Here is a 19,609-nt window from a genome sequence, read left to right on the forward strand (position 1 = left end):
TGCCCGCCGGTGTGTTCGGCGGCAACTACGTGGCCGGGCACCCGCGAGGTGCCTACGATCGCATGATGACCGAAACGGCGAGGACGGCCCGCGCCGGCGTTCCCGAGCGTCCGACCCTGGACGGGCTCGAGGAGAGCTGGGCACGCCGCTGGCAGGAGGAGGGCACGTACGCGTTCGACCGCTCGAAGAAGGAGCGTAAGGACGTGTACGCCATCGACACCCCACCGCCGACCGTATCGGGCGAGTTGCACATGGGGCACGTCTTCTCGTACACGCACACCGACACCGTCGCGCGCTACCAGCGGATGCGCGGCAAGGCCGTCTTCTACCCGATGGGCTGGGACGACAACGGCCTGCCCACCGAGCGGCGCGTGCAGAACGTGTACGGGGTGCGCTGCGATCCGGCGCTGGCGTACGACCCGGTGTGGCGGCCACCGGCGGCCCCGGTCGACGACGCGGCCCGCCGTGACCCCACCCCGATCTCCCGACGCAACTTCATCGAGCTGTGCGAACGACTGACGGTCACCGACGAGCAGGTGTTCGAGGCGTTGTGGCGGCGGCTCGGGCTCTCGGTGGACTGGTCGTTGACCTACACGACGATCGGCCGGGTCGCCCGGGCCACCAGTCAGCGGGCTTTCGTGCGCAACCTGCTGCGGGGCGAGGCGTACCAGTCGGAGGCACCGACGCTCTGGGACGTCGGCTTCGCCACCGCGGTCGCCCAGGCGGAGTTGGAGGACCGAGAGCGTCCCGGCGCGTACCACCGGCTGCGGTTCGCCACGCCCGACGGGCGGGAGGTGCTCATCGACACCACCCGACCCGAGCTGCTGCCGGCCTGTGTGGCGCTGGTCTGTCACCCCGACGACGAGCGGTACGCCGACCTGGTGGGCGGCACGGTGCGCAGCGCGTTGTTCGCCGTCGAGGTGCCGGTGTATGCCCACCCACTCGCCGACCCCGCCAAGGGCACCGGCGTCGCGATGGTCTGCACGTTCGGTGACCTGACCGACGTGACCTGGTGGCGTGAGCTGCGACTGGACACCCGGGTGGTGATCGGCCGGGACGGCCGGCTGCTGCCCGAGCCGCCGGCCGGGGTGCCGACCCAGCCGTACGCCGCGCTGGCAGGGCAGACCGTCAACGGCGCCCGCCGGGAGATCGTCGGCATGCTGGCCGACGCGGGTGACCTGATCGGTGAGCCGCGCCCGATCACCCACCCGGTCAAGTTCTACGAACGCGGCGACCGACCACTGGAGATCGTCTCGACTCGACAGTGGTATCTGCGCAACGGCGGCCGGGATGCCGAGCTGCGGGCGACGCTGCTGGCCCGGGGCGAGGAGCTGCACTGGGTGCCGGGGCACATGAAGCACCGCTACGACAACTGGGTGGGTGGCCTGACCGGGGACTGGCTGGTCAGTCGCCAGCGCTTCTTCGGGGTGCCGGTGCCGGTCTGGTACCGGCTCGACGACACTGGCGAGCCGGACTGGTCCCACCCTCTCACGCCGGACGAGTCCGCGCTGCCAGTCGATCCATCCAGCGATCCGGCGCCCGGCTACGACGAGTCGCAGCGTGGCCGTCCGGGTGGCTTCATCGGCGACCCGGACGTGTTGGACACCTGGGCCACCTCGTCGTTGACCCCGCAGATCGTCGGCGGCTGGGAGACCGAACCGGACCTGTTCGCCACGGTCTTCCCGATGGACCTCCGCCCCCAGGGGCAGGAGATCATCCGGACCTGGCTCTTCGACACAGTGGTTCGCTCGCACTTCGAGCACGGGGTGCTGCCCTGGCGGGACACGGTCCTCTCCGGCTGGATCCTCGACCCGGACCACAAGAAGATGGCCAAGTCCAAGGGCAACGTGGTTACCCCGCTGGCGCTGTTGGAGCAGCACGGCTCGGACGCGGTGCGCTACTGGGCGGCCAGCGGCAAGCCCGGCATGGATCTGGCCTACGACCCGGCGCAGATCAAGATCGGCCGGCGACTGGCAACCAAGCTGCTCAACGCGTCCAAGTTCGCGCTCGGGCTGGGTGCGGCGGACGCGTTACGCGCACCGTACGACAACTCCAGCTCGGCGCGTCTGACGCCACGCCGCGACCTGGAGCTGTCGGCCACCGCTGCACTGGACCGGGCCATGCTCGCCGAGCTGGCCACCGTGGTCACCGCCGCCAGCACCGCCTTCGACTCGTACGACCACACGGCGGCGTTGCAGGCCACCGAGGCGTTCTTCTGGCGGTTCTGCGACGACTACATCGAGCTGGTCAAGGAACGCGCCTACGGCACCGGTGCGGGGGCCGACTCGGCGCGGGCGGCGCTGGCCTCGGCGCTGTCGGTGCAGCTGCGACTGTTCGCCCCGTTCCTGCCGTACGTGACCGAGGAGGTCTGGTCGTGGTGGCGGTACGGCTCGGTGCACCGTGCGCCGTGGCCCACCACCTACGAGGTGGCCCGGACGATCGAGGGGTCGGGTGACCCGGCGCTGCTGCGCCTCGCCGGCGACGCGTTGAGCCAGGTGCGGCGGGCCAAGTCGGAGCGGAAGCTGTCGATGAGGGCGGAGGTGCCGCTGGCCGAGGCGCTCGGCCCGGCGGCGCTCCTGGAACAGCTCACCCTGGTCGCCGACGACCTGCGGGCAGCCGGCCGGATCGGCAAGCTCGACCTGCTCCCCGACCGCACCCCGGAGCTGGTGATCGCCTGCGCCTTCTGACCCGTGTCCGCCGCCGCCCACCCCCCGGGCGGCGGCGGACCGGTGTCACCAACCGCGCAGGAAACGCAGCCCGAGCAGGAACGCGACCACCGCGGGCCCCACCAGCAGGGTGATCGCCTGGAGGCGGTACGGCATCCGGTGCCGGGTCAGCTCGCCCGCGTTGCCCAGCACGATGGCCCCGGCCAGCATCAGGAACGCACCCCACCAGCCGGTCTCCAGGTCGATCAGGTCCACCCGGATCAGTTGCAGCGTCAGACCGAGCAGGGCGCCGGTCAGCGCGAGCAGGGCCACCGCCCGGTGCAGGCCACGGGCCAACGGGTGGGCCGCCCGCCAGTAGTAGGTGCCCGCGACCGCCAGACAGGGCAGCACCACCAGCAGGGGCCAACCCCGCCCCATCACGCCGAACATCAGCAGCGCGCCCACCGCGAACACCAGGGTGCCGATGCAGGCGAGCATGTAACCGGCGAACGCCCGGCCACCACCCCGGGCCAGCAACGGCCCGCCGCTGGCCGCGATCAGGGCGGCCGGGATCAGGATGAACACGGCCCACCAGTGGAACTGGCCGGTGCCCTGAGCGGCCGTGGCGACCGTGGCGCAGGCCAGCCCGGCGACGGCCAGGCTGGTCAGCCAGGGCCGGCTGCTCCGGGAGTACGGCTCAGCCAACGACGTCTGCTCCGCTTCGACGCTCACGCCCATCAGCCTGGCCTGAGGTGGCCTGACCGGTCCATCCCGCCAGCCCTACCGCCAGGCGGGGGCTGGCCGGAACAGCGCTTCGCACCGGTGTCAGCTCGTCTCGCCGGCCACGCTGAACGAGCGCAGACGGTCGATGGCCAGCACCGTGAAACCGACGCTGACCAGAGCGGTCATCACCGACGCCACCGGCACCGACACGCTGGTCTCCAGCAGCCCGGTGGGGGCGAGCCGGTCGGCGAGGGCGATCACGTACTGCTGGATGGAGAGCACCTTGGTGCCGCTGACGAAGTTGCCCAGCAGCCCCTCCCAGATCAGCACGTAGACCAGGCCGAGCAGCACCGGCCGCCTGGTGACCAGGCTGAGCGCGAGAAACAACGCCGAGTACGCCAGCGCGCCGAGCGCCGCAGCGACCGCCAGTGCCAGTCCGAGGCGTACCGAAGCGGCCAGCACGCCCGCGACGTAGAGCGGCGCCACCACGGTGGCCGCGGTGACCCCGGCGGCCACCGCGAGCTTCGGCAGGACGATCTGCCAGCGCGGCAGCGGCTTGGTCAGGATGTGCACCACAGTGCCGTCGTCGATCTCGGCGCCCAGCACGCCGGTGCCGATGATCAGCGCGACCACCGGCAGCACCACGGCCAGCCCGAGGCCGACCAGCACCGGAGGCCCCCACTCGCCCGGGTCCACCCCCAGCGACCGGCAGAGCACGGCCAGCCCGAGCAGCACCAACGGCAACGGGAGCAGCAGCAGGAACCGACGCCGGCCGAACAGCCCGCGTGCGGTGATCCAGGTAATGGTCGACATGTCAGGCCTCCACCAGGTAGGAGAAGACGCTCTCCAGAGACTCGTCGGACGGCACCAGCTGGCGCACCCGGATGCCTTGCTTGAGCGCGATCCGGGGTAGCGCCCGGGTGAAGGCGCCATAGTCACCGGCGCGCACGGTCAGGCCCGTCGGGTCCAGCTCGACTCCGCTCACCGACGGCTCGGCGATCAGCGCGACGGCCAGCGCCCTGTCGTTCGTCGACCGCACCGCGAACACGTGCGGGCGATTGGTCATCAACCGACGGATGGTCCGGAAGTCGCCGGACGCCGCCAACCGCCCGGCCACCATCACCTGCACCGTCCCGGAGACCTGCTCGACCTCCTCCAGGATGTGCGAGCTGAACAGGATCGTCCGGCCGGCGTCGCCCAGGCTGTGCAGCAGCTCCATCATGTGCAGCCGCTGGCGCGGGTCCATCCCGTTGAACGGCTCGTCGAGCAACAGCACCTGCGGGTCGTGCACCATCGCGGCGGCCACCCGGGCCCGCTGTCGCATGCCCTTGGAGTACGTGCCGATCCGGCGGTCCTGCGCCGACTCCAGCTCCACCAGGTCGATCGCCCGCCGGGCCGCCGCCGCCGGGTCGGGCAGCCGGTGCAGCTTCGCGCTGGCATGCACGAACTCGTACGCGGTGAGGAAGCCCTGCACCGCCTCCCGCTCGCTGACCAGCCCCAGCCGCCGGTAGACGTCGGGGTTGCGCCAGGTCGGCTCGTCGTCGAGCGTGACCGTGCCGCGTGACGGGGACAGGAAACCGGCCATCATGTGCAGCAGGGTGGTCTTGCCGGCGCCGTTCGGGCCGAGCAGCCCGGTCACGCCCGGCCCCAGGGCCATGCTGATGTCGTTGACCGCGACCACGTTGCCGTACCACCGGGACACCCCGGTCAGGCTCAGCGTGCTCATCAGGAGGCGACCTTCCGGTAGCGAGCCAGCAGGAGGGCGGTCGCGCCGGCGACCAACAGCACCGCGGCCAGGGCGTAGACCGGGCCGAACCCGCCGATCATCATCTCGCCCGGATCGCCCTCGACCAGCAGGTCACCCAGCGACCAGATGCCCACCCCCTGCACCAGCGTGGAGGGCGAGGCCAGCCCGGCCAGCTCGTTGGCGGCGCGCGACGGCAGGATGCTCAGCACCCCGACGATCGGGGTGGTCATCAGGAAGACCGCCACCACCCCACCGGCGGCGAAGGCGCGCTTGCCGGTCAGCGAGGCGACCAGCAGCCCGACCGAGGCGAAGACCACCGCCCACAGCCCGGCGTAGAGCAGCCCGGGCAGCAGGTCGAGCAGCTCGTTCCACACCCCGCGCATGCCCTGCTTGGTGGTGAAGGCTGCACCCAGGAACATCAGCAGCTGTGGCCCGCCGAGCAGCAGCCAGAGGGCGGTGACCAGCGCCAGCAGCTTCGCCAGCGCGTAGTCGCTGCGCGGCAGCGGTCGGGAGAAGTACAGCGGCAGCACGCCGCTGCGCAGGTCCCGAGAGACCAGCTCCGGAGCGACGACCGCGACGAAGAAGATGACAAGCCAGCTCATCGCGTCGGCGAACTGGGCGTACGTGGCGACCGGCTCGCCGATCTGGCTGCGTACCGCGGCCAGGGCCACCGCGACCAGGGAGACGATGCCGACCACCAGCCACGGGAAGATCTTGGCCTTGGCGCTGCGCCCGAACCCGAACGCGGTGCGCAGCCCGTGCAGGTAGAGGGCGCCGAAGACCTGCCGGCGGCCCAGCCTCGGGCCCTCGTAGCGCTGGTAGCCGATGTCGTGGATGACGCCTGTCGGCGCGGGGCGCACGGCGGAGGCGGTCGGCTCAGGCATGGGAGAGCTCCCTCGTGGCGAAGAGTTCGGCCACCCGGTGCCGGCGCTGGTCCAGTCGGTGCAGTGGCAGGTCCAGTTCGGCCACCGCGCCGAGGATCAGGTCGTAGGTGCCGTCGTCGGCGAGTGGCACGAGGAGCAGTCGCCCGTCCCGCGCCACCGGCAGTTTGAGCTCGGCGAGCCGGGCGGCGAGCTCCTCGGTGCCCTCGCTCACCTCGACGGCCAGCACGTCGGTGGCCGAGGTCATCGCGGAGATGTGGTCGGCGCGCAGCAGTTTGCCGCCGTCGATGGCGATCAACGTGTCGCAGATCCGCTCCACCTCCCCGAGCAGGTGCGAGCAGACCAGCACGGAGATGCCGAACTCGGTGCCGATCCGGTGTACCAGGGCCAGCATGGCGTCGCGGCCGGCCGGGTCCAGGCCGTTGGTCGGCTCGTCGAGCAGCAGCAGGTCGGGGTCGTGCACCAGCGCCTGGGCCAGCTTGACCCGCTGCTTCATGCCGGTCGAGTAGCCACCGACCGGGCGGTAGCGCTCCTCATAGAGCCCCACGTGCCGCAGCGCCTCCGAGGCCCGCTCGCGAGCCGCGGTGCGGGGCAGGCCGCTCATCCGGCCAAGATGGGTGACCAGTTCGGCGGCGGACAGGTCCGGTGGGAGGCAGTCGTGCTCCGGCATGTAGCCGACCCGGTTGCGGACAGCCGCCGGGTCTGCGGTCGGGTCGATGCCGAGCACCGAGACCTGACCGCTGGTTGGTGCGATCAGGCCGAGCAGAATCTTGATCAAGGTGGATTTACCGGCGCCGTTCGCGCCCACCAGGCCGATGATCCCGGGCTCGACGGCGACGGTGAGGTCGGCGAGCGCGGTGACCCGACCTCCGTACGTCTTGGTGAGCGACTGGGTCGCGATCAGTGTCACGGTGCCCAGCGTAGGGAGTGCGGGCCTGCCTGAGACACCGGCGCGCCCCCGGCGCTTCCCTGATCCTTGGCGTAGCGGACCCCTAAGGTCCCCTGCCCTGCTGCTGGAGAGGTTTTCCGCAGTCCGGCATCCGGCGCCACCCCGCCTCGGAAAAAGCCCATCGGGGGTGGGACGATTCACGTTCCGTTCAGCGGGCAGTAATCGGGCAGGCGACGGTCGTCAGTGGGGGCTGGCGGATGCGGCACTGCTCCCGCCCGTCGGGGTCGTGGAGTGGCGCCCTCGACCGATCGACGGTCGGCTGCGAAACTGTGTGCCGGTCAGCGAGTGGGGGGTGTGGATGAGCAACGGCTGGGTGCTGCCCGACGAGGTGCTGCGGGACGCACCGGCGTACACGCCGCGTCCGGGTGAGCTCGCGGATCTGGAGCTGCTGCTGACCGGCGCGTACGCCCCTCTGAACGGCTTCATGACCCGCGCTGACCTGGTCTCGGTGAGCCGACGCGGCCGGCTGGCCGACGGCTCGCCGTGGCAGGTCGCGGTGACCCTCCAGGTGCCGGCCGCCCTGGCACAGAGTTTCGATCCGCGCGACCCGGCCCGTCGGGCGCTGGTGCTCACCGACGGCGAGGGCGCCCCGACGGCTGCCCTGGACGTGGCGGACGTCTGGCCGGTCCGCGAGGGCGTGGCGGGGGTCGGCGGCCAGGTCCGGCGACTGGGCGACGGTGGTCACGGCCCGTTCCAACGGCTGCGCCGCAGCCCGGAGGAGGTCCGCGCGCTGCTGCCCCCGGGCCGGGTGCTCGGCGTCATCGCCGATCGGCCGCTGCATCGTCCGCAGCTCGCCCAGATCGCCCATGCCGCCCGCACCCTGGCCGCGCACCTGCTCGTGATGATCCCGGTCGGTGAGGGTGGCGTCGGCGGGCTCCCGCCGGAGGCGCTGGTACGCGCCGTCTTCGCCGCCCGCGACCGGATGCCGCCCGCCACCCTGGTCGCGGTGCCGTTGTCGCACCGGCAGGAGGAGATCAGCGACGCGCTGCTGCGCGCCCGGGTCTCCGCCTCGTACGGGGTCACGCACCTGCTCTCCACCGGCGAGATGCTCTCCGGTGCCGGGCTGCGGGTGCTGGTGCCGCGCGAGCTGGCGTACGACAACCGGGACGGGCAGTGGCGCTGGCGGGAGGACATCCCACCGCGCAACCGCCGGCTCGCGTTGACCCAGCAGGAGATCGACGACCTGCTCGACCGGGGTTTCCCGTTGCCGGAGTGGCACACCCCGCCGGCCGTGGCGAGGGAGCTGGCCCGGGCCCGGCCGCCGCGCCGGCACCGAGGGCTGGTGGTCTTCATGACCGGCCTCTCCGGTTCCGGCAAGTCGACGATCGCCCGAGGGCTGGCGGACGCGTTGCGCGAGAGCGGTGACCGGACGGTGACCCTGCTCGACGGGGACGTGGTGCGGCGGGAACTCTCCGCCGGGCTGGGCTTCAGCAAGGCGGACCGGGATCTCAACGTCCGACGGATCGGCTGGGTGGCCGCCGAGGTCGCCCGGCACCACGGGGTGGGCATCTGCTGCCCGATCGCCCCGTACGCGGCCGCCCGCGCCACTGCCCGGGAGATGGCCCTGGCCGCCGGCGCGGGTTTCGTGCTGGTGCACGTCGCCACCCCGCTGGAGGTGTGCGAGCGGCGGGACCGCAAGGGCCTGTACGCGCGGGCACGGGCGGGCCTGCTCACCGGGATGACCGGCATCGACGACCCGTACGAGGAGCCGACCGACGCCGACCTGGTGCTCGACACCACCGACCTGAGCGTCCCGGACGCGGTGCAGGCGGTGCTGCACCACCTGACCGAGACCGGCTGGGTGGAGCTGAAGATCGCCTCCGCCTGAGGCGTCGCCGTGCCCCCGTTCCTTCCGCCGCTGCCCGCTACGCGCTAGTGTTCATCTTTGTTGGAACACGTTTGACCGCGTGAGAGTACGGGGACCCCCGGGAGGCACGGCAATGCTCGCTCAGCAGCGGCAGGTGGCCATCCTGGAGCGGGTCCGGTCGACCGGCGGCGTCCGGGTGAGCGAGCTGGCCACCGAGTTCGGTGTCTCCGACATGACCATCCGCCGTGACCTGGAGGCGCTGCACGAGCGCGGCCTGCTGGCCAAGGTGCACGGCGGCGCCACCACAGCCGGGCCGGGGTCGACCGACGAGCCGGGCTTCCACGCCAAGTCGGTCCGCCAACTGCCCGAGAAGGCTGCCATCGCGGACCGGGCCGCCCAGCTCGTCCGGCCGGGCGCGGCGGTCGCCCTCTCCGCCGGCACCACCACCGCCGAGCTGGCCCGGAGGTTGGTGGACGTGCCCGGCCTGACAGTGGTGACCAACTCGCTGCCGGTGGCCGAGATCCTGCACGCCGGAGGTCGACCGGACCAGACGGTGGTGCTCACCGGCGGCGTACGCACACCGTCGGACGCGCTGGTCGGTCCACTCGCGGTCGGTGCGGTCCGGTCGCTGCACCTGGATCTGCTCTTCCTGGGCGTGCACGGCATCACCGAGCGGGCCGGCTTCACCACCCCGAACCTCATGGAGGCGGAGACCGACCGGGCGCTCGTGGCCGCGGCGGACCGGTTGGTGGTGCTCGCCGACCACACCAAGTGGGGCACGGTGGGCATCTCCTCGATCGTCGAGCTGGCCGCCGCACACGTACTGGTCAGCGACGACCGGTTGCCTCCGCCCGCTCGACGGGTACTCGGCGAACACGTGGGCGAATTGATCATGGTGAAGGCAACAGGGGCGGGCCGCGCGACGCGCACGCCGACGAGTGAGGGGACGGCGCCGTGAAGCGCACAGCGATCGACCTGGCCGACGGCCGGGAGCTGATCTACTTCGACGAGCGCGACGACGCCGTCCGCGACCAGCCGGACCGCCGCGACCTGCCGCCGCCGCCTCCCGCGTCCCAACTGCGCTACGACCCGCTGACAGACGAGTGGGTGGCGGTCGCCGTGCACCGGCAGACCCGCATCTTCCTCCCGCCGGCGAACGAGTGCCCGCTCGACCCGTCGGTGGGCGACCGACTGACCGAGATCCCCGCGCCCGACTACGACGTGGTGGTCTTCGAGAACCGGTTCCCGTCGCTGAGCGGCCGGGTCGCCGACGAGCCCGGGCAGATCACCCCGTTCACGTCGGTCCGGCCGGGCCTCGGGCGGTGCGAGGTGGTCTGCTTCACCTCGGACCACAACGCGTCCTTCGCCAGCCTGCCCCCGCGCCGGGTCCGCACGGTGCTGGACGCGCTCGCCGACCGCACCGAGGTGCTCGGTGACCTGCCCGGCGTGGAGCAGGTCTTCTGCTTCGAGAACCGGGGCGTCGAAATCGGCGTCACGCTGCACCACCCGCACGGGCAGATCTACGCGTACCCCTTCGTGACGCCGCGCACCCGCGCGCTGCTGGCCGCGGCACGCCGGCACGCCGAGCGGACCGGCGGGGGCAACCTGTACGCGGACGTGCTGGCTGCCGAGCGCGCCACCGGCGACCGGGTGGTCACCGAGAACGAACACTGGACGGCGTTCGTCCCGGCGGCGGCCCGTTGGCCGTTCGAGGTGCACGTCGCGCCGCGCCGGGTGGTGCCGGACATCCCGGCGCTCAGCGACAGCGAGCGGGACGCCTTCGGGCCGCTCTACCTGGATCTGCTGCGCCGCTTCGACGGCCTGTTCGACATGCCGATGCCGTACATCTCGGCCTGGCACCAGGCGCCGGTGCGGGTCGACCGCGAGCTGGGCCACCTGCACCTTCAGCTGTTCAGCATCCGGCGCGCCAAGGACAAGCTGAAGTATCTGGCGGGCTCCGAGTCCGGGATGGGTGTCTTCATCAACGACATCTCCCCGGAACGCGCCGCCGAGTTGCTGCGCGCCGCCTGAGCCGCGCTGCTTTCCCGCCCTGCGGTGAGCGCTGAGAAACCCCCGCGCTGAGCGCTGCGAAACAGGGCGCGGGGGGCCCGGGACAGGGCCCCCCGCAGGGAAGGGACGGCTGGCTGTGCACGGCACAGCCGGGAAGGCTGGCTGATCGGCGCACGGGTGCCGCGGGTCGACCGAGGTCAACCTTCCTGGACGCGACTGGCATCTCGTCCATCCTGGTCAACGAGGCGCGCCGACGGCGGTGACGACAATCGGCGCGTCAGCCCCGGACACGCCGAAGCCCGCCGGCTGAGACGCCGGCGGGCTCCGATGATGCGGTACGCCTGGATCAGGCGGCGATCTTGCGGGCCAGGTTCTCGTCGAGCGCGTTCATGAACTCGTCGGTGGTCAGCCACGGGGCGTCCCGCGAGATGAGCAGCGAGAGGTCCTTGGTCATCTGGCCGCCTTCGACGGTGTCGACGATGACCTGCTCCAGGGTGTTGGCGAACTCGGTGACCGCCGGGGTGCCGTCCAGCTTGCCCCGGTGGGCCAGGCCCCGGGTCCAGGCGTAGATCGACGCGATCGGGTTGGTCGACGTCTTCTCACCCTTCTGGTACTGCCGGTAGTGCCGGGTGACAGTGCCGTGGGCGGCCTCGGCCTCGACGGTACGACCGTCGGGGGAGAGCAGGACGGAGGTCATCAGACCCAGCGAGCCGAAGCCCTGCGCGACGGTGTCGGACTGCACGTCACCGTCGTAGTTCTTGCAGGCCCAGACGTAGCCACCCTCCCACTTGAGCGCGGCGGCGACCATGTCGTCGATCAGCCGGTGCTCGTAGGTGATGCCGGCGGCGTCGAACTCGGCCTTGAACTCGGCCTCGAACACCTCGGCGAAGAGGTCCTTGAACCGACCGTCGTACGCCTTGAGGATGGTGTTCTTGGTGGACAGGTAGACCGGGTAGTTGCGGTCCAGCCCGTAGCGGAACGACGCCCGGGCGAAGTCCCGGATCGACTCGTCGTAGTTGTACATGCCCATGGCGATGCCGCCGCCGGGGAAGTTGGCGACCTCCATCTCCATCGGCGCGCCACCGTCGGCGGGGGTGTAGGTGATGGTGACCGTGCCCGGGCCGGGGACGACGAAGTCGGTGGCCTTGTACTGGTCACCGTGCGCGTGCCGGCCGATGATGATCGGCTTGGTCCAGCCGGGGACCAGCCGCGGCACGTTGGACATGATGATCGGCTCACGGAAGACGACGCCGCCGAGGATGTTGCGGATGGTGCCGTTGGGCGACCGCCACATCTTCTTCAGGCCGAACTCCTCGACCCGGGCCTCGTCCGGGGTGATGGTCGCGCACTTGACGCCGACGCCGTGCTCCTTGATGGCGTTGGCGGCGTCGATCGTCACCTGGTCGTCGGTCTCGTCGCGGTGCTGGATCGACAGGTCGTAGTAGTGCAGGTCGACGTCGAGGTAGGGCAGGATCAGCTGCTCCCGGATCTGCTTCCAGATGATCCGGGTCATCTCGTCGCCGTCGAGTTCAACGACCGGGTTGTTTACCTTGATCTTCGCCATCGACCGGCGCTCCTCTCGGGGGACACGTGCTCAAGCAGTACGAGCGTACTGCAATTGGGCCGGCAGCCCCCAGCCGGCCTCGACCGACCGGCGGAAACCGGGCTGCGCGGAACAGGAATGCCCTGGAATCATCGCCCGATGCCACTGAACCGCACCCTTGGGTCTATCACGGTCACCGCAATCACCGACGGTGAGGGTGCCTTCTTCCAGCCCCGCGCGGAGGCATTCCCGCAGGCCACGGCGGCGCACTGGGCGGAGGCCGACCGGCGCGACCCAGGCTCGGTGACCGCCGACGGGCAGTGGTGGCTGCCGTTCCGCAGTTTTGCGATCCGCTCCGGCGACGGACCGGTCACCCTGGTCGACGCCGGGATCGGGCCCGTCGACGCGCCGGCCGCGAGCTGGGCGCCCGTGCCCGGCCGGATGCCCGCCGAGCTGGCCGCAGCGGGCATCGACCCGACCGACGTCGACACTGTCGTGCTGACCCACCTGCACAGCGACCACATCGGTTGGGCCGTCACCGGCACGCCGGGCCGGCCGTACTTCCCGAACGCCAGCTATCTGGTGCAGCGCGCCGAGCTGGACGCAGCGGAGACGCTCAACCCCGGGCTGCCGGACGGCCTGATCGCACCCCTGCGCGCCGCCGGCCAGCTCCGGGTGGTCGACGGCGAGACCACTCTCACCCCGGCGGTACGCCTGCTGCCCACCCCCGGCCACACCCCGGGTCACCAGTCGGTGCTCCTGACCTCGACCGACGAGCGGATGCTGGTCACCGGCGACCTGCTGGTGCACGCCGTGCAACTCGTCGACCCCGACCTCGCGTACGCCCACGAGGTGGACCCGGACCTGGCCCGCACCTCCCGGCGAACCGCCCTGCGCACCCACTCCCCCACCGTCCTGGCCACCCCCCACCTGGCCACCCCCTTCACCCCGCTTCCCCACTCCACTCCCCGTGATCACCGGCCGGTCCCACCCGGGTGATCAAGAGGTTTGCGTCAGGAATCGCGGACGCGGTGACGCAAACCTCTTGATCAACCAGGCGGGGGTGGGAGCCCCGGGGACGGGGAAGGGCCCGCCGGTTTGCCGGCGGGCCCTTCGGGTGGTTCTGGTTCGGGAACTACATGCTGGAGATGTCGCCCTGCTTGGCGCGGACGGCTTCGGCCGCCTCCAGGAGGCTGGCGCGCTCGTCGGCGTCCAGGTCGGTCTCGACGACCCGCTTGACGCCCTCGGCGCCGATCTCGGCCTCGACACCCAGGTAGACACCGGAGATGCCGTACTCGCCGTCGACCCAGGCGCAGACCGGCATGACCTCGCCCGAGTCCTCCGCGACGGCCTTCGCCATCCGAGCCGCGGCGGCGGACGGGGCGTAGTATGCCGAACCGGTCTTGAGCAGCGCGACCACCTCGGCGCCACCGTTGCGGGTCTTGACGACCAGCTCCTCGATCTGCTCGGCCGGCATCGCGTCACGCAGCGGCTTGCCGTTCACGGTGCTCTTCGAGGGCACCGGGACCATGGTGTCGCCGTGCGAGCCCAGGGTCAGCGTGCGTACCGACGCCACCGGCACGTTCAGCGCCTCGGCGACGAAGTTGCTGAACCGGGCGGTGTCGAGCATGCCGGCCTGGCCGAGCACCCGGTTCTTCGGGAACTGGGTGGCGAGCTGCGCCAGCGCGGTCATCTCGTCCAGCGGGTTGGAGACCACGATGACGACGGCGTTCGGGGCGTACTTGGCGACGTTCTCGGCGACCTGGCGGACGATCTTGGCGTTGGTCTCCAGCAGGTCCATCCGGCTCATGCCGGGCTTACGCGGCAGACCGGCGGTGATCACGACGACGTCGGAGCCCTCGATCTGCTCGTAGCCCTCACCGTTGGGGCCGGTGGTGACACCGACCACCTTGGTCTCGAAGCCCTCGATGGCCCGGGACTGGTTGAGGTCGAGCGCGAGGCCCGCGGGCTTGCCCTCCACGATGTCGGTGATCACTACGGTGTCGAAGACGTCGTACTCGGCCAGGCGCTGTGCGGTGGTGGAGCCGTAGAAGCCAGCCCCGACGACAGTGACCTTCTTACCCATGGTCGTCCCACTCCCTGATACCAGTCGGTTTTCCGGACCGTATCAGTCATCCTGGCACCGATCAGGCCAGGGGCGGCGGCCATCGCCGGGATGGGGCGAACGTCACCGCCGTCCTGGTTCGGCGCCACCGGCGCGCGGGCTCAGCCGCGCTCAGCGCGCTCGACGACGTTGGTGAGCAGCATGGCCCGGGTCATCGGCCCGACACCGCCGGGCATGGGGACCAGGGCGCCGGCCGTCTCGGCCACCTCCGGGTCGACGTCGCCGGTGTAGCGACCCTTGCCGTCCGCGCCGATCACGCGCGTGATGCCGACGTCCACCACGACCGCACCGGGGTTGATCATGTCGGCGGTGAGCAGGCCCGGCACGCCGGCCGCGACGATGACGATGTCGGCGGCCCGGGTGTGCGAGGCGAGGTCGAGGGTGCCGGTGTGACAGAGGGTGACGGTGGCGTTCTCGGAGCGGCGGGTGAGCAGCAGGCCGAGCGGTCGGCCGACGGTGTTGCCCCGACCGACCACGGCGACGGTCGCGCCGCGCAGCGCCACGTCGTGCCGGCGCAGCAGCTCGACGATGCCGCGCGGGGTGCAGGGCAGCGGGCCGTCGTAGCCGAGGACGAGCCGACCCAGGTTGACCGGGTGCAGGCCGTCTGCGTCCTTGTCCGGGTCGATCAGCTCCAGCACCCGCTGGGTGTCGAGATGGGCCGGCAGGGGCAGCTGGACGATGTAGCCGTGGCACGCCGGGTCGGCGTTCAGCTCGGCCAGCACGTCGTCGACCTGCTGCTGGGTGGCGTCGGCCGGCAACTCCCGGCGGATCGAGGCGATGCCCACCTCGGCGCAGTCGCGGTGCTTTCCGTTGACGTACGCCTGACTGCCCGGGTCCGCCCCGACCAGCACCGTGCCCAGCCCGGGGGTGATGCCGCGTTCCGCGAGTGCCTTCACCCGGATTCGCAGCTCGTCCTTGATCTCCGCCGCGGTTGCCTTGCCGTCCAGAAGCGTCGCCGTCACGTCCAGATCGTCTCACGGCCACCGGCCGCAGTCCCGACGGACCTCGCCCGCGCGGCTCGTCGCCACCTCGGCCACCACCCTCGCCCATGACCGTAAGTAACGTGCTGCACGTCACTCTCAGTCACTTTCTGTTCATTCGGTCACCGTCGAACCAGACAGGCGGGCCGAGCACGACGGAGATCGGATGGCCCGCCCGGAGAGCCCCATCCCGCTTCAGATCGGCACTGTCGCCCTCACGAAAGACAAGATTTTTGCAGGCCGGCGAGGTTTACGGCGGTTTTCGCTAGCAGTCGGATCCGCCTTTGACAAGGGGGCCACCCCCGGACCGTTACCCACCCGCAACCGCGTCGTTGTCGAAGGCCCATCCCCGACCTACCGTTGCCGCTTGTTGCGCAGCGTAACCCAGCGTCGGGCCTGACTGCGCAGCGTGAGGAGATGAGGAGGCTCAATGCGAGTTCGTAGACTCGCCGCCTGGACCGCCCTCCCGCTCGCGGTGACGCTGGGCCTCGCGGCCTGCGGCAGCGGCGGAGACGGCGGATCCAGCGGCAACGGCAATTCGGCGGTCAGCATCCAGATCGGCGAGCCGAAGCACCTGGTTCCCACCAACACCACCGAGACGTCCGGCTCGCAGGTGATCGCCGGCCTGTTCAGCCCGCTCGTCGACTACGACGCCCAGAACAAGCCTTACGAGGTCGCGGCCCAGTCGGTGACCTCGTCGGACAACAAGGTCTGGACGATCAAGCTCAAGGACGGCTTCACCTTCCACAACGGTGAGAAGGTCACGTCCGAGGACTACGTCAACGCCTGGAACTACGGCGCGTACGCCCCCAACGGTCAGGACAGCAACTACTTCTTCGAGAAGATCGCTGGCTACGACGACCTCCAGGGCAAGGCGCCGAAGGCCAAGGAGATGTCCGGTCTGAAGAAGGTCGACGACCTCACCTTCACCGTGACGCTCTCCGAGCCGTACATCGACTTCAAGACGGTGCTCGGCTACAACGCGTTCTACCCCATGCCGGACGCCGCGTTCTCGGCCCCGGGCGTGCTCAAGGACTCCTACGAGCAGGCGCCGATCGGGCAGGGCCCCTTCAAGATGAAGGGCACGTGGCAGCACGACAGCAAGATCGAGGTCGAGCGCTACGACGCGTACCCGGGTGAGAAGCCCAAGGTCAAGAACGTTGAGTTCCGGATCTACCAGCAGCTGACCGCGGCCTACGCGGACGTCCTGGCGGACAACCTGGACGTGCTGCCGACGATCCCGACCGAGAGCCTGAGCACCGCGCCGAGCGACCTGGGCGACCGGTACCAGACCAGCCCGATGTCGTCGTTCCAGTTCCTCGCGTTCCCGACGTTCGACAAGGACTACAGCAACCCGGACGTGCGTAAGGCCATCTCGATGGCGATCGACCGTGACGAGATCACCAAGTCGGTCTTCAAGGGCTCTCAGCAGTCGGCGCGCTCCTTCGTCTCGCCGGTCCTGCCGGGCTACCGGGAGAACACCGCGGGCACGGCCGGCGAGTTCAACCCGACCGAGGCCAAGAAGCTCTACCAGGCCGCGGGTGGTCCGTCGAAGATCGTCATCTCGTACAACGGCGACGGCGGCCACAAGGACTGGGTCGACGCCACTGTCAACCAGCTCAAGGCCAACCTGGGCGTCGACGCCGTCGGCTCGGCCGAGCCGAAGTTCGCCGACCTGCTGACCAAGGTCGAGAAGAAGACGCCGGTGGGTGCGTTCCGGATGGGTTGGGTCATGGACTACCCGACCATGGAGGACTACCTCGGCCCGCTGTACAGCACGAACGGCTCGTCGAACTACTACGGCTACAGCAACCCGGAGTTCGACAAGCTGGTCAAGGAGGGTTCCGCCGCCAAGACGCAGGACGAGGCGATCGCCAAGTACCAGCAGGCGGAGGACATCCTGGCCAAGGACATGCCGGTGATCCCGCTCCGCTTCGGCGAGAACGTGTTCGGCCACTCGTCCAAGGTCAAGAACGTGCAGATGGACCTGTTCCAGCGGGTCAACCTCGTCAAGATCGAAGCGGCCAGCTGAGCTGACCACGATGCGGGCCACCCGGGCGACGACGCCCGGGTGGCCCAAGTCGCGCCACCGGAGCCGGGCCGCAACAGCGGACCCGGCGTCGGTGGTGCCGGCTCCCCCGGGCCTGACGGCACGTCTCGGATATTTCGGGTACGACCAGAGATGCCGTCCTGCGACCCTTTCGCACATTTCCGGAGAGACTGCTAAGCATGTTCCGCTACATCTTGCGGCGCCTACTGCAGATGGTCCTGGCGTTCTTCGGGACCACCCTGATCGTCTACGCGCTGACATTCGCCGGACAGGGCGACCCGATCCAGGCGCTCGCCGGTGAGCGGCCGGTGACGCCAGCCCAACGGGCCTACCTGACCGAGAAGTACAACCTCGATCAGACGGGCGTCGGCGGCTTCTTCTACCGCTACTTCGACTACGTGAAGGACCTGCTCCAAGGCAACCTGGGCGAGTCGCTCACCGGTCGGAGCATCGGTGACATCCTCCAGCAGGCCTGGCCGGTCACCGTGCGGCTCGCGCTCATCGCCCTCGCCGTGGCGATCATCTTCGGAGTCAGCGCGGGCGTGATCGCCGGTATCCGCCGAGCCAGCATCTTCGACAACTCGACGCTGGTGCTGACCCTGCTGGTGCTGGGCATCCCGACGATCGTGCTGGCGCCGCTGGCGCAGTATTTCCTGGGCGTCAAGTGGCAGCTGTTCCCGCCCACCGCCGGCTCGGACCCGACGTTCTACGCGCTCCTGCTGCCGGGCATCGTGCTCGGCTCGCTGTCGCTGGCCACCGCGCTGCGGCTCACCAGGGCCTCGGTGGCGGAGAACCTGCGCGCGGACTACGTCCGGACCGCCCGGTCCAAGGGCCTGGTCAAGCGCCGCATCGTCATCGTCCATGTGCTGCGCAACTCACTGATCCCGGTGGTCACCTTCCTCGGTGTGGAGCTGGGCAACCTGATGAGCGGCGCGATCATCACCGAGGGCGTCTTCAACATCCCCGGCGTCGGCTTCAACCTCTTCCGCGGCATCCGCACCGAGGACGGCCCCCTCGTGGTGGGCATCGTCAGCGTGCTCGTCGTGGTCTACCTGGTCTCGAACCTGGTGGTGGACGTCCTGTACGCCGTACTCGACCCGAGGATCCGCTATGAGTGAGCGCAGCGAGGTGCCGCATGAGTGACTTCGAGACTGTGGCGGCGACCGAGAACCAGGCCGCGCGGCGTGGCCCCTCGGGCGAGCCGGGCACACCCAATCAGGTCGGCGCCGCGAACAAGCCCCGCAGCCTGGCCGGAGACGCCTGGCGGGACCTGCGCCGCAACCCGATCTTCTGGATCTCGCTGACGCTGGTCGTCATCTTCACCCTGATGGCGCTGCTCCCCGGGGTGTTCACCGCCAACAACCCGAACGACTGCCTGCTCTCCCGGCAGCACGCCGGGCCGTCCGGCGGGGCCATCTTCGGGTACGACTTCCAGGGCTGCGACACCTACTCCCGTGCGGTCTACGGCACCCGCGCCTCGCTGCTGGTCGGCGCGCTCGCCGCTCTCGGCACCGGGATCATCGCGCTGGTGATCGGCATGCTGGCCGGTTACTTCGGCCGGTGGGTCGACGCGGTGCTCTCCCGGGTGATCGACGTGGTGCTCGGCATCCCGCTGCTGCTGGCCGCGATCGTGCTGCTCAAGCGGGTCTCCAGTGACAGCCAGTGGGCACGGATCGGCGCTGTCGTCTTCGTGCTCGCCCTGCTCGGCTGGACCACCGCCGCCCGCGTGGTCCGCTCCTCGGTGATCACCGCAAAGGAGCAGGACTACGTCGCGGCGGCCCGGATGCTCGGCGCGGGCAACAGCCGGATCATGTGGCGGCACATCCTGCCGAACTCGCTGGCCCCGGTCATCGTCGTGCTGACCATCGCGCTCGGCTCGTTCATCGCGGCCGAGGCGACGCTCTCCTTCCTGGGCATCGGCCTGAAGGCGCCCACCATCTCGTGGGGCCAGGACATCGACACCGGCCGCATCCACATGCGGGAGGCGGCCACGCCGCTGATCGTCCCGTCGGCGTTCCTCGCGCTGACCGTGCTGGCGTTCATCATGCTCGGCGACGCGATCCGTGACGCCTTCGACCCGAAGCTGCGGTGACTCATGCGAGCGCGAGGAGTGAGCGAAGCGAGCCCCGCAGCCGCGAGCGAAAGGCAG

The 19,609-nt window shown here is 70.4% G+C and carries 16 protein-coding genes; 8 read left to right on the forward strand and 8 right to left on the reverse strand.

Going from position 1 to position 19,609, the window contains the following annotated elements; translation table 11 throughout:
• The first annotated feature begins 65 nt into the window (after positions 1-65).
• Positions 66-2,687, forward strand: coding sequence for a valine--tRNA ligase (valS, locus tag AC3CF1_RS15060; protein ID WP_488450696.1), 2,622 nt, complete (start codon positions 66-68; stop codon positions 2,685-2,687).
• Positions 2,688-2,732: 45 nt separating this feature from the next.
• Here valS and AC3CF1_RS15065 read toward each other — a convergent pair whose 3' ends face one another.
• From AC3CF1_RS15065 to AC3CF1_RS15085, 5 genes are all read right to left on the reverse strand, one after another.
• Positions 2,733-3,383 carry a hypothetical protein gene (locus tag AC3CF1_RS15065; RefSeq protein ID WP_247671908.1) on the reverse strand — a complete coding sequence of 217 codons (651 nt, stop codon included), beginning with the start codon at positions 3,381-3,383 and terminating at the stop codon, positions 2,733-2,735.
• Between the two features lie 87 nt (positions 3,384-3,470).
• On the reverse strand, positions 3,471-4,181 hold the full coding sequence (locus AC3CF1_RS15070) for an ABC transporter permease (protein WP_488450697.1): 711 nt from the start codon (positions 4,179-4,181) through the stop codon (positions 3,471-3,473).
• A 1-nt stretch (position 4,182) separates the two neighbouring features.
• Positions 4,183-5,094 carry an ABC transporter ATP-binding protein gene (locus AC3CF1_RS15075; RefSeq protein WP_088950124.1) on the reverse strand — a complete coding sequence of 304 codons (912 nt, stop codon included), beginning with the start codon at positions 5,092-5,094 and terminating at the stop codon, positions 4,183-4,185.
• Positions 5,094-5,999, reverse strand: a complete 906-nt coding sequence (locus tag AC3CF1_RS15080; protein ID WP_088950125.1) for an ABC transporter permease — start codon at positions 5,997-5,999, stop codon at positions 5,094-5,096. The genes AC3CF1_RS15075 and AC3CF1_RS15080 overlap by 1 nt, the downstream gene beginning before the upstream one ends.
• Positions 5,992-6,906 carry an ABC transporter ATP-binding protein gene (locus AC3CF1_RS15085; protein ID WP_088950126.1) on the reverse strand — a complete coding sequence of 305 codons (915 nt, stop codon included), beginning with the start codon at positions 6,904-6,906 and terminating at the stop codon, positions 5,992-5,994. Before AC3CF1_RS15085 ends, AC3CF1_RS15080 begins: the two co-directional genes overlap by 8 nt.
• Before the next feature lie 337 nt (positions 6,907-7,243).
• Between AC3CF1_RS15085 and cysC the strand changes: the two genes are divergently transcribed.
• The 3 genes from cysC (at position 7,244) to galT (ending at position 10,783) form a co-directional block, all read left to right on the forward strand.
• Positions 7,244-8,773, forward strand: a complete 1,530-nt coding sequence (cysC, locus tag AC3CF1_RS15090) for an adenylyl-sulfate kinase (protein WP_088952014.1) — start codon at positions 7,244-7,246, stop codon at positions 8,771-8,773.
• Between the two features lie 112 nt (positions 8,774-8,885).
• Complete coding sequence (locus AC3CF1_RS15095) at positions 8,886-9,710, forward strand: DeoR/GlpR family DNA-binding transcription regulator (protein WP_141911097.1); 825 nt, start codon at positions 8,886-8,888, stop codon at positions 9,708-9,710.
• Complete coding sequence (galT, locus tag AC3CF1_RS15100; RefSeq protein ID WP_354982485.1) at positions 9,707-10,783, forward strand: galactose-1-phosphate uridylyltransferase; 1,077 nt, start codon at positions 9,707-9,709, stop codon at positions 10,781-10,783. The genes AC3CF1_RS15095 and galT overlap by 4 nt, the downstream gene beginning before the upstream one ends.
• Positions 10,784-11,108: 325 nt before the next feature.
• On the opposite strand, the gene AC3CF1_RS15105 is transcribed toward galT, so the two are convergent.
• Positions 11,109-12,326 (reverse strand): NADP-dependent isocitrate dehydrogenase, encoded by a 1,218-nt coding sequence (locus tag AC3CF1_RS15105; RefSeq protein WP_091406326.1) that lies wholly within the window; start codon positions 12,324-12,326, stop codon positions 11,109-11,111.
• A 138-nt stretch (positions 12,327-12,464) separates the two neighbouring features.
• Between AC3CF1_RS15105 and AC3CF1_RS15110 the strand changes: the two genes are divergently transcribed.
• Entirely contained in the window at positions 12,465-13,304 is an 840-nt protein-coding gene (locus AC3CF1_RS15110) for an MBL fold metallo-hydrolase (RefSeq protein WP_488450698.1), read from the forward strand.
• 136 nt (positions 13,305-13,440) lie between these two features.
• Here the strand turns inward: AC3CF1_RS15110 and AC3CF1_RS15115 are convergent, their stop codons facing one another.
• Both AC3CF1_RS15115 and AC3CF1_RS15120 read right to left on the reverse strand, forming a co-directional pair.
• A complete protein-coding gene (locus tag AC3CF1_RS15115; RefSeq protein WP_088950131.1) occupies positions 13,441-14,391 on the reverse strand; it encodes a malate dehydrogenase in 951 nt (316 codons plus the stop codon).
• Positions 14,392-14,531: 140 nt separating this feature from the next.
• Positions 14,532-15,392: a bifunctional methylenetetrahydrofolate dehydrogenase/methenyltetrahydrofolate cyclohydrolase gene (locus AC3CF1_RS15120; RefSeq protein WP_088950132.1), complete on the reverse strand. Its 861-nt coding sequence runs from the start codon at positions 15,390-15,392 to the stop codon at positions 14,532-14,534.
• Positions 15,393-15,840: 448 nt separating this feature from the next.
• On the opposite strand from AC3CF1_RS15120, the gene AC3CF1_RS15125 reads away from it, so the two are divergent.
• The 3 genes from AC3CF1_RS15125 (at position 15,841) to AC3CF1_RS15135 (ending at position 19,552) form a co-directional block, all read left to right on the forward strand.
• Complete coding sequence (locus AC3CF1_RS15125; RefSeq protein ID WP_088950133.1) at positions 15,841-17,442, forward strand: peptide ABC transporter substrate-binding protein; 1,602 nt, start codon at positions 15,841-15,843, stop codon at positions 17,440-17,442.
• A 197-nt stretch (positions 17,443-17,639) separates the two neighbouring features.
• Positions 17,640-18,578, forward strand: a complete 939-nt coding sequence (locus AC3CF1_RS15130; protein WP_088950134.1) for an ABC transporter permease — start codon at positions 17,640-17,642, stop codon at positions 18,576-18,578.
• 17 nt (positions 18,579-18,595) lie between these two features.
• The gene (locus AC3CF1_RS15135; RefSeq protein ID WP_088950135.1) at positions 18,596-19,552 is read left to right on the forward strand and encodes an ABC transporter permease; all 957 of its coding nucleotides are present in this window, start codon (positions 18,596-18,598) and stop codon (positions 19,550-19,552) included.
• Positions 19,553-19,609 lie beyond the last annotated feature (57 nt).

It is taken from the genome of Micromonospora sp. MGP-C2 (genome assembly GCF_057766525.1).